The sequence below is a fragment of the Halosegnis rubeus genome (assembly GCF_009184545.1).
In the GTDB taxonomy this organism is placed as follows: domain Archaea; phylum Halobacteriota; class Halobacteria; order Halobacteriales; family Haloarculaceae; genus Halosegnis; species Halosegnis rubeus.
The window spans coordinates 88,577-104,965 of record NZ_QJOW01000001.1 but is presented as its reverse complement, the minus strand read 5'-3'; the positions used below and the strand labels follow the sequence as shown (position 1 = coordinate 104,965).

The 16,389-nt window shown below is 65.6% G+C and carries 15 protein-coding genes; 8 read left to right on the top strand and 7 right to left on the bottom strand.

What is annotated here, in order from left to right; all coding sequences use genetic code 11:
* The first annotated feature begins 140 nt into the window (after nucleotides 1–140).
* Nucleotides 141–1,388 carry an RNA-guided endonuclease InsQ/TnpB family protein gene (locus DMP03_RS00570; protein ID WP_152118802.1) on the top strand — a complete coding sequence of 416 codons (1,248 nt, stop codon included), beginning with the start codon at nucleotides 141–143 and terminating at the stop codon, nucleotides 1,386–1,388.
* Between the two features lie 59 nt (nucleotides 1,389–1,447).
* Nucleotides 1,448–2,308, top strand: coding sequence for a thiamine-phosphate kinase (thiL, locus tag DMP03_RS00565; RefSeq protein WP_152118801.1), 861 nt, complete (start codon nucleotides 1,448–1,450; stop codon nucleotides 2,306–2,308).
* Here thiL and DMP03_RS00560 read toward each other — a convergent pair.
* From DMP03_RS00560 to DMP03_RS00550, 3 genes are all read right to left on the bottom strand, one after another.
* Entirely contained in the window at nucleotides 2,305–3,471 is a 1,167-nt protein-coding gene (locus DMP03_RS00560; protein ID WP_152118800.1) for a site-2 protease family protein, read from the bottom strand. The genes thiL and DMP03_RS00560 overlap by 4 nt on opposite strands.
* A 69-nt stretch (nucleotides 3,472–3,540) precedes the next feature.
* Nucleotides 3,541–3,789 carry a DUF7123 family protein gene (locus DMP03_RS00555; RefSeq protein ID WP_152118799.1) on the bottom strand — a complete coding sequence of 83 codons (249 nt, stop codon included), beginning with the start codon at nucleotides 3,787–3,789 and terminating at the stop codon, nucleotides 3,541–3,543.
* A 279-nt stretch (nucleotides 3,790–4,068) separates the two neighbouring features.
* Nucleotides 4,069–4,845 (bottom strand): molybdopterin synthase, encoded by a 777-nt coding sequence (locus DMP03_RS00550; protein ID WP_225870756.1) that lies wholly within the window; start codon nucleotides 4,843–4,845, stop codon nucleotides 4,069–4,071.
* 91 nt (nucleotides 4,846–4,936) lie between these two features.
* Between DMP03_RS00550 and pyrH the strand changes: the two genes are divergently transcribed.
* From pyrH to DMP03_RS00535, 3 genes are read left to right on the top strand one after another with little or no spacing between them, the layout of a single operon-like run.
* On the top strand, nucleotides 4,937–5,635 hold the full coding sequence (gene pyrH / locus DMP03_RS00545; protein WP_152118797.1) for a UMP kinase: 699 nt from the start codon (nucleotides 4,937–4,939) through the stop codon (nucleotides 5,633–5,635).
* Nucleotides 5,632–7,263, top strand: coding sequence for a lysine--tRNA ligase (gene lysS / locus DMP03_RS00540; protein ID WP_152118796.1), 1,632 nt, complete (start codon nucleotides 5,632–5,634; stop codon nucleotides 7,261–7,263). The genes pyrH and lysS overlap by 4 nt, the downstream gene beginning before the upstream one ends.
* Nucleotides 7,264–7,300: 37 nt before the next feature.
* Entirely contained in the window at nucleotides 7,301–8,356 is a 1,056-nt protein-coding gene (locus DMP03_RS00535) for an aldo/keto reductase (protein WP_152118795.1), read from the top strand.
* Here DMP03_RS00535 and DMP03_RS00530 read toward each other — a convergent pair.
* Nucleotides 8,353–8,565 carry a hypothetical protein gene (locus tag DMP03_RS00530; RefSeq protein WP_152118794.1) on the bottom strand — a complete coding sequence of 71 codons (213 nt, stop codon included), beginning with the start codon at nucleotides 8,563–8,565 and terminating at the stop codon, nucleotides 8,353–8,355. The genes DMP03_RS00535 and DMP03_RS00530 overlap by 4 nt on opposite strands.
* A gap of 84 nt (nucleotides 8,566–8,649) precedes the next feature.
* Between DMP03_RS00530 and DMP03_RS00525 the strand changes: the two genes are divergently transcribed.
* Nucleotides 8,650–9,411, top strand: coding sequence for a glycosyltransferase family 2 protein (locus DMP03_RS00525; RefSeq protein ID WP_172967027.1), 762 nt, complete (start codon nucleotides 8,650–8,652; stop codon nucleotides 9,409–9,411).
* Between the two features lie 202 nt (nucleotides 9,412–9,613).
* Here DMP03_RS00525 and DMP03_RS00520 read toward each other — a convergent pair whose 3' ends face one another.
* Nucleotides 9,614–11,527 carry a heme-binding protein gene (locus DMP03_RS00520; RefSeq protein WP_152118792.1) on the bottom strand — a complete coding sequence of 638 codons (1,914 nt, stop codon included), beginning with the start codon at nucleotides 11,525–11,527 and terminating at the stop codon, nucleotides 9,614–9,616.
* Between the two features lie 83 nt (nucleotides 11,528–11,610).
* Between DMP03_RS00520 and DMP03_RS00515 the strand changes: the two genes are divergently transcribed.
* Complete coding sequence (locus tag DMP03_RS00515) at nucleotides 11,611–12,138, top strand: GNAT family N-acetyltransferase (protein WP_152118791.1); 528 nt, start codon at nucleotides 11,611–11,613, stop codon at nucleotides 12,136–12,138.
* 28 nt (nucleotides 12,139–12,166) lie between these two features.
* Here the strand turns inward: DMP03_RS00515 and DMP03_RS00510 are convergent, their stop codons facing one another.
* Nucleotides 12,167–13,939: a site-2 protease family protein gene (locus DMP03_RS00510; protein ID WP_152118790.1), complete on the bottom strand. Its 1,773-nt coding sequence runs from the start codon at nucleotides 13,937–13,939 to the stop codon at nucleotides 12,167–12,169.
* A 151-nt stretch (nucleotides 13,940–14,090) separates the two neighbouring features.
* Between DMP03_RS00510 and DMP03_RS00505 the strand changes: the two genes are divergently transcribed.
* The gene (locus DMP03_RS00505) at nucleotides 14,091–15,029 is read left to right on the top strand and encodes an acyltransferase (protein WP_152118789.1); all 939 of its coding nucleotides are present in this window, start codon (nucleotides 14,091–14,093) and stop codon (nucleotides 15,027–15,029) included.
* A gap of 9 nt (nucleotides 15,030–15,038) precedes the next feature.
* Here DMP03_RS00505 and DMP03_RS00500 read toward each other — a convergent pair whose 3' ends face one another.
* Complete coding sequence (locus DMP03_RS00500) at nucleotides 15,039–16,355, bottom strand: arylsulfotransferase family protein (protein WP_152118788.1); 1,317 nt, start codon at nucleotides 16,353–16,355, stop codon at nucleotides 15,039–15,041.
* Nucleotides 16,356–16,389: the final 34 nt, after the last annotated feature.

Here is a 16,389-nt window from a genome sequence, read left to right as displayed (position 1 = left end):
TGTGTAGCGTGCATACGGTGAAACGGAAGACAATCACCATCCGCGAAGACCAAGACGAGTGGATTGAGGAAAACCATCTCAACCTTTCGTCGTTCATCCGCGACCAACTCGACCAACTCATCGAGGAGCGAGAGTAACAGATGTACTACGCCTACAAGTATCGTCTCAATCCGTCCGACGCCCACCGTGAGGAGTTGGACCGCCACCGCGATATTTGTCGGCAACTGTACAACCACACGCGCTACCGCCTCAGCGAGTACCAAGACGAACACGGCGAACTGCCGTCCATGACAACGCTTCGGTCGAACCTCCCCGACCTCAAGACGTGGTGGGATGACCTCTCGGACGTGTACTCGAAGGTTCTCCAAACCGTCGTGGAGCGCCTGTTCGACAACCTGAAAGGTCTCTCCGCGCTCAAGCAGAACGGCTACGGTGTCGGTCAACTCAAGTGGAAGCCACCACGGGAGTTCCGCAGTTTCACGTACAGTCAATCTGGCTTCAAGCTCGACAAGAAGGGCGGTCAGACTGTGCTGTCACTCTCGAAACTCGGAGACATCCCGATTCGGCTCCACCGCGCCATCCCCGACGACGCCACCGTGAAGCAGGTCACAGTTAAGAAGGAACCGACGGGCGAGTGGTTCGCCACCTTCGGCGTCGAAATGGACCGCGAACCGCCCGAACCGCCCGAGAATCCCGAGCGGTGCGTCGGCATCGATGTGGGTATTCTCAAGTACGCCCACGATACAGACGGGTTCGCCGTGGGGTCGCTTGACCTTTCAGGCGAACGCGAGCGGCTGGAATGCGAACAGCGGTCACTCTCGCAGAAGCAACGCGGGTCGAACAACTACGAGAAGCAACGCCGACGAGTCGCGGAGTGTCACGCTGACTTGAAGCGCAAACGCCGTGACTTTCTCCACCGACTCTCAGCGTACTACGCTCGGGAGTACGACCTCGTGGCCGTGGAGGACTTAGACGTGAAGGGGATGATGGAATCGCCGTCGAACAGCCGCAACACCGCATCGTCGGCGTGGCGAACGTTCATCTCGATGCTCGAATACAAGTGTGGGCGCGAAGGAACGCACTTCGTCGCAGTGAATCCGAGAGGGACGACGAAAGAATGCGCGTCATGCGGCGTCGGGACGGTGAAACCGCTGTGGGTCCGTGAACATTCCTGTCCCGCCTGCGGGTTCGAGGCAGACAGGGATGCAAACGCGGCGTGGAACGTTCTTTCTCGGGGCCTCGAAGATGTAGGAGTGGGTCACTCCGAACAAACGCCTGTGGAGACTGCACTCCCTACGGGAACCGATTCGGTTCCTGCACAGCGCGTCGTGGAAGCAGGAAGCCCCGCCCTCAAGGAGCGCCCGAAGGGCGCGAATAGGGTGGGGTAGTTCACCGCGTTCGGTCTCGCCACCGACACGGCTTTACGCCAGCCAGTTCGGGGGCGAATATGGACGAACGGGCCGCCCTCGGACTCATCGGCGACGCGCTGCCGGACGCGGGCGACGACTGTGCCGTCGTCGGGTCGACCGTCATCACGACGGATATGCTCCACGAGACGACCGATTTCCCGCCGGGGACGACCCGCTACACCGCCGGCTGGCGTAGCGTCGGCGCGTCACTATCCGACGTTGCCGCGATGGGAGCAGCGGCGACCGCCGCGGTCGCCGTCTACGGCGCACCGAGCTTCGAGGAACGGGAGCTACGTGACTTCCTCCGGGGCGCACGCGAGGTGTGTGAGACGACGGGCGCACGCTACGTCGGCGGCGACCTCGACGGCCACGAGGAGTTCACCGTCGCGACGACGGCGATGGGCGAGACCGACACCCCCGTCATGCGCGACGGCGCGACCCCCGGCGAGTCGGTCTGTGTCACCGGGCGAATCGGCCGGTCTGCTGGCGGCTTCCGGCTGTTCGAGACCGACCCCGAGCGCGCGAACGAGCTGTTTCGGTTCGAGCCGCGTGTCGCTGCCGGCCGGGCGGTCGCGCCACACGCGAGCGCGATGATGGATTCCAGCGATGGGGTGGCGCGCTCGCTCCACCAACTCGGCGAGGCATCGGACTGCGGCTTCGCCGTCGAGTACGACCGATTTCCGGTACACGAGAGCGTCGAGACGGTCGCAACGGACGGGACCGACGCACGCGAGTTAGCTGTGCACTTCGGCGAGGACTTCGAGTTAGTGTTCACGACCGACGACCCCGAACACGTTCGCGAGGTGAGTCCGGTTCCCGTGAGCGTAATTGGCGAGGTAATCGAGGCTGGTGTCGAGATGGACGGCGAACCGCTTCCGGACCGCGGCTACACACATTAACTCATCAGCTGGAACGGAACCGGAACGAAACAGAGCGCCCCGAGCAGGAAGGTGAACGCCCCGATCGCGAACCGGCCGCGGTCGAGTGGTTCATCGTAGATTGGTTCGGCGAAGCCGGCCGCGCCGGCGAGCACCGCCATCCCGCCCCAAATCCCCCAGAGGAACGCCGCACGGCCGCTGTTCGTGAAGAAGAACAGGTACGCAGCCAACCCGAACAGGAGCCCGGGGACGACGTTCGAGATGGACTCCGCGCGCTCGCCGGCCATCGCACGCAGGATGTGGCCCCCGTCGAGTTGGCCCACCGGAATCAGGTTCAGAAAGGTGATGAACATTCCCGTCCACCCGCCGAAGACGATGGGACTAACAGCGAGCGTCGGGTCGTCCGGATACTCCAGTGGTTGGCCCACCAACTCGGCGAGCAGTTGGATGAGCGGCGGGTAGCCGAACTGCACCTGGACGGTATCTGAACTCTCGATGATTCGCTGTGGCACCGTAATCGGGTCGGCCGTCAGTCCGATAATCGTCACGACGACGGTCGCGACCAGTCCGGCGAGCGGACCGGCGACGCCGATGTCGAACAGCGCCTTCCGACTCGGGAGTCGCCCCTTCATCCGGATAACCGCGCCCATCGTCCCGATGAGCGTCGGGAACGGGATGAAGTACGGGAGCGAGGCGTTCACGTCGTGATACCGGGCGAAGACGTAGTGGCCGAGTTCGTGGGTGGCGAGCACGGATAACACCGCGGCGCTGAACTTCCAGTTCTCGCCGGTGACCAACTCGACCGGTCCCCACGCGGGTTCGTGATACCAGATAGAGCCGACGAACAGCGTCGTCACGACCGTGAGCGCGAACATGATGACGTTCGTCCACGGGATACCGTCGAGACTGTTGCCCGCAGGCGTGGCGACGAGCGCGTGTCGTCGGGACCGAAGTTGGACTCCCGAGATGGGGTCTTCCTCGCTGTCGGTAATCGTCTGGAGGCGTACGTCGTAGCCAGCCTCGCGGAACAGCGGCCACAACTGCCGTTCGAGCGTCTCGGTCGGCAACAGCGGTTCGCCGACGTAGACGACGCGGTCCTCCTCGGCGCGTCGCTCCTCGACGTGGAACACGTCCGCGAGCGCTGCGGGCGTCGGGAGGGAGTCGTATCCCTCGTCGTCACTCATCACCGAATGAAGGGAGGACAGGGGGATAAACCCCCGTGTGGAGGAAGGGGACCGAAGTGCCGGTCGTCGTTACGCTGGGGTGATACGCCACGTGGTCGCGCTCGTGTACGACCACTTCTCTACGTCGATTTCGGTGGCGGTGTCTCGGAGTTTCACCATCAGCGCGCCGATCTCCTTGGAGGAGAGGCCGACCTCGTCCGCGATGAACTTCGATTTGAAGTACAGCTCGCCGTCCTCGGCCTTCTGCGCGAGGTAGTTCTTCAGTCGGCTTTCCTTGCTCTCGGCGTCGGACTCGGTTGCGGGGGTTGTTGCGCTCATAGGGTATCTCGCCTCACTTCCACAAGGAAGCCACATCGGTATATAAATACGAGACGCTTCGACTCACTTCGGCTCCGTTCGGAGAAAACCAGCACAAATCGGGGTGAAACGAACCGTTCACAAACGCCTCAAAATTGCTTAGACATTTTACGAACTGTTCTAAGACATTCAATTCGAACCCAGAAATCCGGCGAACAGACACCGGTGTTCCCGCAAAGATGCGGCGAAAACAGCCGATAGTTAGCCAGACCTCACCCGCATCTCGGTGGTGCGCGGCGGTTAGCCGTCGGCGTCCACCCAGAACTCCCCCTCGTCGGTGACTTCCTGCTTGAAGATCGGCACTTCGTCTTTTAGCCGGTCGATGCCGTCGGAGACCGCCGCGAACGCCTCCTCGCGGTGGCCCGCGAGCACGACGACGAAGACGATGTCCTCGCCGGCCTCGATGACGCCCTGCCGGTGGTGGAGGCGCACGTCGAAGACACCGTCGCGGGCTTCGAGGTCAGTCTCGATGCTCGCCATCCGGGTCTCGGCCACCTCGTCGTACATCTCGAAATCGAGGTGTGTGGTCGCCACGTCGTCGGGGGAATCGAACCGCCGGACTCTGCCGGTAAAGGTCGCGATTGCGCCCGCGCGGTCACCGTCTTGTGACCCCTTGACGGACGCGATCAGCGACCCCAGACTCTCGTACTCGGGACATTCGTGGAGAGCATCGACCACGCGGTCGGGGTGAACCGGGGGGACAGAGTCCGGTTCCGTCTCGAACAGCGGGGTCGAGACGGCGGTGTCATCGAGGACGAGATGGGGAATGTCGGCGGCTGGCATGTCGAGGACGAGCGCGTAGTCGTGACTGCACGCGAGTCGGTCCAGCGTCTCGTCGAGGGTGCAGTCGCCGTCGCTAGTTGCCTGCCATCCGTCTCCGAGGGTGGTCGTCGTCGCGACGTTCCCGGGGAGAGCGACCTCGCCGGTCCCGACGAGCGCGATTCGACCCGAGAGCGTGGCGGCGATTTCGGTCGCGGTTGCGCGGGCCGACGGGCCGACGACGCCCAGCGTGTACACGTTAGGCGGTTGTACGCGAGGGGCTTGTAGCTGTCGCGCTCGCCTACGCGCTTGATAAGTCTTAAGCGGCGAACGCGGAACATCTGGAACAATGAGAGTCGTCGTTTCTGTCGGCGGGAGCGTCCTCGTCCCCGACCCGGCCACCAACCGGGTCGACGAGTACGCGACCGTCATCGAGGGGTTGGTCGAGTCGGGCCACGAGGTCGCCGTCGTCGTCGGCGGTGGCGGCGTCGCCCGCGAGTACATCGGCGCGGCCCGCGAGGTCGGAGCCAACGAGAGCGAACTCGACCAGCTCGGTATCGCCGTCACTCGGCTGAACGCGAAGCTCCTGCTCGCCGCGATCGACGAGTCGATTACCGCGTCCGTCGTCCCCGAGAACTACGAACAGGCGCGCACCGACGTGCAGCGCGGCGACGTAACCGTCATGGGCGGTGTCGTCCCGGCACAGACAACCGACGCGGTCTCGGCCGTGCTCGCCGAGTACGTCGACGCCAACCGACTCGTCTTCGCCACCTCCGTCCCGGGCGTCTTCACCGCCGACCCGAACGAGGTCGACGACGCCGAGCGCCACGACGAACTCACGGCAAGTGAGCTGGTCGACACCGTCGCGTCGATGGAGATGACGGCCGGCGCGTCCGCACCCGTCGACCTGCTCGCGACGAAGGTCATCCAGCGCGCCGGGTTGGAGACGGTCGTGCTCGACGGCGCTGACCCGACTCGGGTGACCGACGCCGTCGAGCACGACTCCTTCGACGGGACGCGCATCGTACCCGACGAGGAGACGGCATGACCTCGCCGCACACGCTCGCCGACCGCCAGTACGACTTCTGGGCCGACGCCGCCGCCGATGCCGTCGAGGAGCGCGTCGAAGCGGGTGAAGAAATCGTCATCAAGGGCGGTATCTCGCCGTCCGGCGTCCCGCACTTCGGAAACATGAACGAACTGATGCGGGGCCACTTCGTCGCCGAGGTGCTCCGCGAGCGCGGTCACGATGTTCGACAGGTGTTCACCACCGACGACCGCGACCCGCTGCGCAAGCTCCCCCGGAAGCTCGCCGACCTCGACGGTAACATCGTCGGACTGGGCGAGGTGGACGCCTCGGCGCTCGGGACGAACCTCGGGAGACCGTACACCGACATCCCGGACCCGTTCGGCTGCTGTGACTCCTACGGCGACCACTTCTCCGAGATTATCCGCCAGTCGGCCGACCTGCTCGGTATCGACCTCGACATCCGCTCGAACACCGACCTCTACGAGTCGGGCGCGTTCGAGGACGTGACCCGCCACATCCTCGCACACGCGGACGAGGCCCGCGAGATACTGGGCGAGTATCAGGACAAGGTCGACGCGTCGTACGTTCCGTTCAACCCGATCTGTGCGGAGTGCGGGACGGTGACCGAGACCGTCACGAGCATCGACGCCGTGGCCGGCACCGTCGAGTACCGGTGTACGGACATCGAGGCCGGGGGCCAGACCATCGAGGGGTGTGGTCACGAAGGCACCGCGACGCTCCGAGAGGGGAAGCTACCGTGGCGGTTCGAGTGGCCCGCCCAGTGGCAGACCCTCGACGTGGACTTCGAGCCGTTCGGCAAGGACCACGCCGAGGGGTCCTGGCCCTCCGGCGAGCACATCGCCCGTAGCCTGCTGGGCAACGAGCCGCCCGTTCCGATGGTGTACGAGTGGTTCACCCTCGACGGAGAGGCGTTCTCCTCGTCTGCTGGTAACGTCGTCATGGTCTCGGAGGTGCTGGAACTGCTCGAACCCGAGGTGGTCCGGTACTTCTTCACGAAAGACCCCAAGCGTGCTCGTGACTTCTCCATCGAGCGGCTCGACCAGCTGGTCGACGAGTTCGACCGCTTCGAGCGGCTCTACTTCGGCGAGGAAGACGGCGGCGAGACCGAGACCGCACGCGCCGAGCGCGCGTATCCGTTCGTCACCGACCCCGACGCAGCGCGCATCCGCATCCCGTACACCTTCGCGGCCGTGCTCGGGATGACCGACGACGACGAGCTTCGGGCGACGATGGCGCGCCGGTCCGGACATCTCCCCGAGGACGCGAGCGACGAACAGGTCGAGCGTGCCCTCGGCCGCGTCGAGAAGGCCCGCGCGTGGGCCGTGCGCACGGACAACGAGTACAACTACCGGCTGGCCGAGGAGCTGCCCGAGGTCGCCTTCGACGACGCGACGACGAACGCGCTCGCGGACCTCGCCGACTACGTCGAGACCGAACGGCCCGACGGCGAGACGCTCCACGAGGAGATCTTCGAGACCGCCCGCGACCACGGCGTCGAGGTGGGCGACTTCTTCACCGCAGGCTACCGGCTCTTCCTCGATGAACAGCAGGGACCGCGTCTCGGGCCATTCCTCGCGGCGCTGGACCGGACGTTCGTCACCGAACGGCTACGGCTGCGCGAGTAACCGTTTCCGCTAAGTAGCCGAATCACCAAGCCCGAGTATGCAACATCGGGAACTTGGCGACTCTGGCATCGACGTGAGTGAGGTCGGCTTCGGTGCGTGGGTCATCGGCACCGACTGGTGGGGTGACCGCGACGAGTCCGACGCCCTGGAGATGGTCGAATACGCGCTCGACGCCGGCATTAACTACTTCGACACCAGCGACGTGTACGGCCACGGTCGCTCGGAGGAGCTACTCGGCGAGGTGCTCGACGAGCGGGGCGACGAGATGGTCGTCGCCACGAAGGTCGGCTACGACTTCTACAACAACCCACAGGCCGGCCACGGCGAGCTCCCGAAGGAGTACGACGCCGAGTATCTGCGCGATGCAGTCGAGAAGTCGCTCGACCGGCTCGGGACGGACCACGTCGAGTATCTCCAGCTCCACAACCCGGACGTGGCGGAGATGAACACGGAGGTGCTGGAGCTGCTGGATGAGCTCCGCGAGGAGGACGTGGCCGACGCCATCGGCGTCGCGCTCGGTCCCTCCATTGGCTGGCTCGCCGAGGGCGACTTCGCCATCGAACAGGAGTTCGACGGCGTCCAGTACGTCGGCAACATGCTCGAACAGGACGTCCACCGCCACTTCGTCGAGACGGTCGACCGCGAGGGCGCGAACACGTCGCTCATCCCCCGGGTCCCGCACTCCTCGGGGCTGTTGAACGAGCAGGTCACGCCCGACACCGAACTGGAAGCGGGCGACCACCGCGGCTTCCGGCCTGACGAGTGGTACGACACCGGCTTCGAGAAAGTGGAGACCCTCCGCTTCCTCGAGCGCGACGGCGAGCGCACGATGGGACAGGCGGCCATCCAGTGGCTGCTCTCGTACGATTCGGTCGCGAGCGTGACCCCGACGTTCCGGTCGAAGGCCGACATCGACGAGTGGGCGAGCGCCCCCGAGACGCCGGCGCTGTCCGACGAGGAGCGAACCAAGGTCGAAGAGCTGTACGCCAACGACTTCGGCATCGACCGCTTCGACGGGATGGAAAAAGAGGAGTACCGCACCAGCGTCGACGGCGACGACCTCCGCGCGGCCGGCATCCTCAACGCCGACTAATCGCCGATTCGCACGTCACAGCCGGTCGGAGGTAGCTCTCCGGAAGTAATCGTCTCGTTTTCGGCTCTTTCGTATCCGACGACCGTGATACCGACGAACGAGCGTGTGAACCGTTGCTCGTGGCGCTCGTCGGCCAGCCGTTCGAGGCGTCGCTCCTCTCTGTCCGCGACGTGTGAGAAGATGAGCCACACCTCCTCGTGGGCCGCCATTCGGGATTCGAGCGCCGCGACCGAAGTCCGGTCGTGTGGCGTCCCCGATTCGGGACCGACGGAGCCGACGAGGACACGTGGTGTGTGAAGGGGCGCTGTTACGGCTCGAACCCGACCGATTCGCTGCTCGCGTTACACGCCACCGTCGAACGCCACATCGCCGAACTCGCGGACCTGTTCGGCCGCGAGGTGCTCGGCGGCTTCACCATCTTCGGCGGCGGCCAGACCTTCTTCCGTCGGGAGCTGTTCGACGAACTCGGCGCGTTCGACGAGGAGATTCTCGTCGAGGACATCGACATGTCCGCACGGATTCACGCGGCGGGCAAACGCCTCCGCGTCGACCCCGATGTCGTCACTTACGAGGAGAATCCCGCGACGCTGTCTGCCTGGTGGAGCCAGCGCACTCGGTGGGCCCGCGGCTGGATGCAGGTCGCCGTCCGGTATCTGCCGCGGCTCCCGTTCGACTCGACGCTCTCGCGGCGCGCGCGCTTCGACGCCGCCTACACTTTCGTCTACGCGCTCGTCCCCGTCATCACCATCGTCGCCGCGCCGATGTTGCTGCTCGACCGGACGGTCCTCACGGGCGGGACCTTCCTTCCGTACGACTGGCTGTTGTGGAGTGCGGTCGGTGTCGCGCCCTTCATCACCTCGCTGCTCATATTCGTACGCGACCACCGCCACGGCTACGGCCACCACCCGACGGAACTGCTCGCCGCCATCACGCTGTGGGGCTACCTGTTCTGTCAGGGCGTCGTCTACGTGACGGCGTTCCTCGACGAGTTCGTCTTCGGCCGCGAGAGCGTCTACGTGACGACGACGCGCGCCGACGCGCCGGCAGACGACTGAGAGGAAATCTGATGTTCGCCCGCTCGCAGTTTACGCGAGGAACACGTGTCGCGGCCGGTCCGCGAGAATGTCGCGACCTCACATAACCCACCCTTTTCTTCTCGGGCTTCCTCGCGCTGTCGGCTCGCGATGCTCGCCGGGCGCTGTGGAGAGCCGCTCGTCGAAAAGTCTGGACCGAAAAGCTGCTCGCTGCGCTCGCAGTCTACGCGAGGAACACGTGCCGCGGCCGGTCCGCGAGAATGTCGCGACCCCATTGGACCGTGTCGCGGAACGCGTCAGAGCGGAAGAAGTCCATCGCGTCCTCTCGGTCCTCCCACTGGCTGGCGATGAACATGTCGTTCTCGTCGTCGACGTTCACCATCAGGTCCGTCTCGATGTGGCCGTCCATGTCGCCGAGCATCTCGCCGACGGTGCCGAAGTGGTCGACGAAGTCCTCGCGGTGTTCCGGCTTCACGGTGTAGAACATCCCCATCGTCCCGAACGTGGACTCCTCGCCGGCGCGCCCGACGATGTCTGGCAGGTCGGAGAGGTAATCGCCGGCCGTGTCGGCGGCGTCGCGCGTCTCCCACAGCGAGACGACGGCCGCGCGGTCGGTCGCGGTCCCCTTGTACAGCGACGTGCCGACGTGGGTGTCGTAGCGGTCGAAGCCGCCCGAGAGCGACTCGACCTCCTCGCGGAGGTCGTCGGTATCGGCCTCGGAGTAGAGCACCATCGCGTACACGTCCTCGCCGTGGGGTTTGCCGGCATAGATGTCGAGGTCAGAAAGCTCACCGCGGATGTCGTCGTCCGCTTCGTCGCCGGTCCCTTCGACCTCGGGCGGCGCGGTGTCGCCGCCGTCGTCTGCGGCCGTCGTGTCAGCACGCTCGGCGGCGTCGCGGTCTGCCAGCGGCCCGCCGATGCCGTCGCCGTCGACGCCGGCGAGGTCACCGAGGAAGCCGGAGGCCGTGTTGGCTGCGCGCTCGTTTTTCCACAGCGAGACAACCGCGGTTCGACCTGCGTGGGCGCGCACGGACGTGAGCAGGTGCGTGTCGTAGTGCTCGAAGTTGCCCCGCAGCCCGTCCACCTCGTCGACGAGCGCCTCGGCGTTCTCGTCGCTGTAGAAGACGAGACCGAAGCCGGCGTCGGGATACTCGCTCGCGTCGATGCCGAGACGGCGGAGCTCCTCCTCTAACTCCTCGGTCGTCGCGGCGTCGTGTGGCGGTGTTCCGGGGTCGGGTCGGTCGCCGGAGTCGTCCGAGTCGCCACCTTCGTCGTCCGTCTCAGCACCGCCGTCGTCGGGTTCAGATTCCTCGGCGTCGGTAGTCGCGGCCTCCACGTCGGTGGAGCCGTACGCCGGCAGCGGCTCGCCGGCGAACAGCTCGGGGAGATGTTCGGGCGCGAACCGGCGGCCGAACCGGAAGCGACCGAACTCCGCGTACCGCGAGGAGGAGGGGTCGAATCGCATGTCTGCAAGCAGATGCTTGATTTCGGTCGGGTCGTCGGCGAAGAGGGTGACCCCCCACTCGTGGTCGTCGAAGCCCATCGAGCCGGTGATAATTTGTGTCACCTTCCCGGCGTACTCGCGGCCGATGTCGCCGTGGCCGGAGATGAGGTCCGCCCGCTCGTCGAACGGGAGGTCATACCAGTTGTACTCGGGATCGCGGCGCTTGTCCATCGGGTAGAAACAGACGTGCTCGGCGTCCGGAATCGACGGGTAGAGCCGCTGGAGCATGTAGTTGCGCGTTCCGTCGTCCTCGATGTTCTCGATGCCGGCTTCGAGTTCCTCGGTGACGTAGCCCGAAATCTCGGTGACGGAGACGTACGAGTCGGTGCGCTCGGTGAAGCCGGCGAGTGCGGTGTGTTCGAAGGCGCGCTCGATGCGGTCGAGCTGTTCGGTCTGCGGGCGGAGATGCAACACCATGATGTCGGCCTCGTGGCCGGCGACGGTGAACACCGCAGAGCCGCCCTGCTCGGCGTCCGAGAGGTTCTCGCGGTCGCGCAGGAACTCGACGCCCTCGGCGAGCGCGCGGTCGCGTTCGTTGTCGGGGGCCTCGCGCCACGCATCCCAGTCGATACGGCGGAAGTCGTGGAGCGCGTACCACCCTTCCTCTGTCGCGGGAGCATCACGTCGGGTCATACCTCCAATTTGGTCTGGGGTTTCATGGGCTGTTCGGTTGGTCGTCGCGAAATCGTTTTCCACGGACCACTCCCACGAGAGATATGCCCGGTCCCGTATTCATCGACAGCGAGGACGTGACGCTCCGGACGCTCGAACGCGACGACCTCAATCTGCTCCACCGGTCGCGCAACGACCCCGCGATTCGCTCGTGGCTCACCTTCGAGACGCCGTCGACGATGGACGACATCGAGTCCTTCTACGAGTCGACGGTGCTCGGTGACGGGAACGTGAACCTCGTCGTCTGTATCGACGGCGAACCGGCGGGGACGGTCGTCCTGTTCGATATCTCCCGTCACAGCGCCGAGTTGGCGGCGTGGCTGTTCCCGGAGTACCACGGCGAGGAGTACGGCCGCGAGGCGTCGGAACTGCTCGTCGACCACGGCTTTTCGGACCTCGGACTTCACCGGATTCGCGCGAAGGCGCTGGCCGACAACGAACCGTCGCGCGGGCTGGTTCGCTCGCTGGGCTTCTCGAAGGTGGGCGTTGCGCGCGATGCGGTCTTCCAGCGGGGCGCGTATCGGGACATGGTCCGGTACGACCTGTTGAGCGACGAGTGGCGCACGTCGTAGCCGCGCCCAGACAACGGAGGAACGCTGGCTACCCAAGCAGCTGCGGGGCGAAGATGGTTGCGAGCAGCGACGCGAGCATCGCCAACCCGATGGTGATGGTGACAGCGCGGGTCGCGGCGTGTTTATCAGACAGCGGGAATCGAGAGACGACGGCCTGCGTCGAGGTTCGGAGGATGTGGCCGCCGTCGAGTGGGAACGCCGGCACGCAGTTGAACTGCCCGAGGATGACGTTGATCCACGCGACCCAGAACAACAGCGTCCCGAACAGCAGGATCGGACCGGTACCGAGGAACGCGAGCGGACCGTCACCGACGACGTAGAAGTTCTCGTAGATGCCGACGAAGCCGGGGAACGGCTGGTCGATGCTCGGGAGCGTCACGGCCGCGAAGGGGAGGCTGATGGTGAACGCCGCCCGCTGGATACCGTTGAGACCGTCGCCGCTCCCGCCACCAATCGCGGTCAAGAAGAACTCCGCCGGATACCCCTCGATACCGAAGTCGTCCACGCTCATCCCGGTGGTGCCGGGCTGGATTGTGACGCCGATGAAGCCGGTGTCCTCGCGCGGGTGGTCGGCGAGCTCTACGTCGAACGTTCGCCGCTCGCCGTCGTGATACCCGGCGACGGTGACCGACTGGCCGGCGGTCGTCTCGTCGAGAATCGCTCCGAGGGTCGCGCTGTCGAGGACGCGCTCACCGTCGATGGCGGTGACGATGAACGCCTCACCGCCGAGCCCGGACACGTCAGCAAGCGGTGACGGACCGGGGTCGCTCGGGTCGGAGACGTTCGTGTACGCGCCGATCGGCGTGGTGACGGTCTCGCCGGTCGAACTCTCCAACGTCGCGACCTCGCGGTCCCGAAGCGCCGCGTTCAGCCCCGGCTCGGTGTAGACGGCCGTCCCGTTCACCTCGGTGATGGTCGTGTTGATATCGAACGGTGCCGTGGGTGCTGCCCCGACGACGGTGAGCGAGCGGTCGACGGTCGCCGTCTCACCCGACTCGAGCGCGACGGAGACGGTGCGGCGGTCGGTCTCGTCAAGGAGGTCGTCGAACTCAGAGGAGTTTGTCACCTCTATGCCGTCGACGCCCGTAATCACGTCACCGCGGTCGACACCGCCCTGTGCGGCGGCACCACCGGGGAGTGCGCCGGCGATTGGTGCGCCCGAGACGACGGCGATGGAGCCGGCGACCGGACCGAACAGGAGTGCGAAGGCGACGATGGCGACGGCAAAGTTGTTGGTGACGCCGGCCGCGAACATCCGGGTCTGTGCGCCGCGGCTCGACTGCCGGCGCTGTTCGTCGTCCGGTTCCACGAACGCGCCGACGGGGATGAATGTGAACAGCGCCAGCCCCATCGAGTCCACCTCGATATCCTCCACACGCGAGAGCAGGCCGTGGCCGCCCTCGTGCACGACAAGCCCGACGAGGAGCGCGGCGACGATTTCGGGCGCGGCCGACAGCGGGAGGAAGTCGTTCACGCCCGGAATCGCGAGGACGTTGCGTGGCTGGGTCAGCTGTGTCGGCTGTGGGTTGTTGAGGGCCTGAATCCCGCCGAGCAAGACGAGCACGAAGGAGCCGGCCATCACGACGAGGGCGATGCCGACACCGAGATTCCCCCACGCGCGCCAGAACCGCTTCGGGCGGGCGAGCCAGTCGAGGAAGGCCTTCCCGCGCTCGGTGTGGAGCGTCACAATCGGCCCGGAGAGGCGAATCCAGTCCGGAAGCAGACCGCGTGATTTCGCGCCGAGTCCGGCCAGCATGAAGCCGACAACGGCGGCGAGCACGAGCGTCAGCGTATCCACCATTATCTGAAAAACGACCGCCCGGCGCAAGAGGGTTCCGGCTCTCCCGCCTGCGGCCCCGCGATAGCCCGGAGCAGCCCCCTGCGGGCGGTTACCGCGAGGTAACGGTTCGCCGACGGAAACGCTGATACGCACCGCGGAGATACGAGCAGGTATGACAAAGCGACACGTCCGACTCCCGCCCGACGCGGAGGCCGGACTCGAAGCGCTCGTCACAGAGGTCGACGAGCGGCTGACCGCCGCGCGCACCGAGGGCGGCGAGAGCACCTGCGAGGTCGTCCAAGACGTGCTCGTGGACCTCCACGGGGACCGCGAGGCGTACGAGCGCTGGCAGTCGGGCAAGTCGGTGTCGGCAGCAGAGCGCGTCCGCCTGCAGGGGTACGACCCGTGCAACTCCACGCTGGAGAGCGAGTACTACGCCGAGAAGGACGAAGAGCGGTTCGAGCGGTCGAAACATCTCCAGTGGCTCTGGCGGCAGTTCGACGCCACACCGATGGCCGACAACATCGCCTTCGCGCTCCGGTTCCGGGAGATGCTCGCGAACCACCTGTTCGACGAGGTGGGGGAGAACGTCCGCATCTTCAAGGGGGTCACCTTCTCGTACGGCCACAACATCACGATAGGCGACAACGTGGTCGTCCACGACGACGTCCACCTCGACGACCGCGGAAAGCTCACCGTCGGCGACCGCGTCTCCATCTCCGACCGGGCGCACGTGTACAGCCACGACCACGACATCGTCGACCAGACCGAGGTCCGAAACTACCACACCGTCATCGAGAACGACGCCCGCGTCACCTACGACGTGATGGTGACCGCCGGGGTCAGGGTTGGCGAAAACAGCGTCGCCGGCGCGCGCTCAACCGTCACGGGCGACATTCCGGCCCACCACGTCGCGGTCGGTCAGCCGGCGAAGGCCGTGCGCGTGAAGCCGGGCTTCGAGGACGACGTGACCTTCGAGGAGGGGTCGCTCACCGACAACAGCGAGGAGCGCGAACTCGATTACACCTTACCGGAGGGGTTCGTCTCCTTCGACGAGTTCGAGCGCCCGCCCGAACTGTCGAAGCCAACGCGCCGTCACCGCGAACGCTGAGTACCTCGATTATCGCCGGATTTCTCGCACGAGCAGCAGTCCTGCACCGAGATCACCGATAGCGACCAACAGCGGCAGCGGGCCGAGCCACGTCGGCAAGAAGGGGACGAAGGCGAGATACGAGTCGAGCGTCGCGTAGAGGTCGGTCAGCGGGCTGTTCGTTCGCGTGACGAGCGTCCCGTCGGTATCCGCGACGGACGGCTCCTCGGGGAGATACTCGTCGTCGAGTCGGATGCGGTCGGCCTCGTAGACGAGCGAGCGCTCCTCCTGCCGGAGGTGTGACCAGACGACCGTGCCGTTGGGCGCGACCTCGAGGATGCGGAACCGCCGCGAGTCGGTGATGAGCGTGTTCCCGTTGGGGAGGCGGTCGGCGTCGCGGGGCCACCGGAGCGACGGGTCACCGACGTTGGAGTCTGTGGGGACGGAGCCGTACTCGGAGATGACCTCTTCGGTCGTCGCGTTGATCTCGACGATGCGGTCGTTGCCCGAATCAGCGACCACGAGCGTCCCCGTGTTCTCCAGCAGGTTCGGGTTGTGCTGTTCGTTCATGATCGAGTGGTTCCCCGGTTCGCCGTACGTCTCGACGATGGTCTCGTTGCGCGCGACCTCCAGCGTCACGTCGTAGTTGCGCACCGAGAGCAGGAAGTTCCCGTTCTCCAAGTGGTCGATGTCGTTGAGGTGGGTCCAGTCGGACTCGGGACCGCTGCGGGCGAACTCCTCTTCGCTCCCTTCGGGGACGTGTTCGTCGAACCACTCCGTCCCGCGGCTGATGTGGTCGCTGGCGTTCCACTCCCAGGTGATGGTGCCGGACTGGTCGACGGTGAACGCGCGGTGGTTCCCCATGTCGGCGATGGCGGTCTCGCCGCTCTCCAGTCGGTCGGCGTCGTGCACCTCGTGGTGGTTCGGGAAGGCGTCGAACCACGAGTACTCCCAGACAACGTCTTTCGTTTCGTAATCGACCTCGACGACGCGGTTCTCGACGCACGGGCGGTCGTACTGGTCTTCCTGGTAGTGCGTGGGACACTCCGACTGCGGAACGGAGACTGCCACGCTGGTGAGGATGTTCCCGTTCTCCAACTGCTCGGTGTCGAACACTCGAGAGTTGGGAACCGACCAGTTCCAGACGGTGTTGCCGGACTCGTCCACGACGGCCGCGTAGCCGTTGTTGTAGCCGAACCAGCCGTCTGCCTGTACGCCGAAGAGGGTGTACCGTTCATCGGTCGTCGTCGTCTCTTGGACCGACCCGCTGCTGTAGGCGACGCCGGCGAGCAAGGACGTGGAGAGCAGTACCACCAACACGAGCACGGTGGCGCGTCCTGTATCCATGCCGCGATATTCGCAGAATAACGTATAGTCGTGG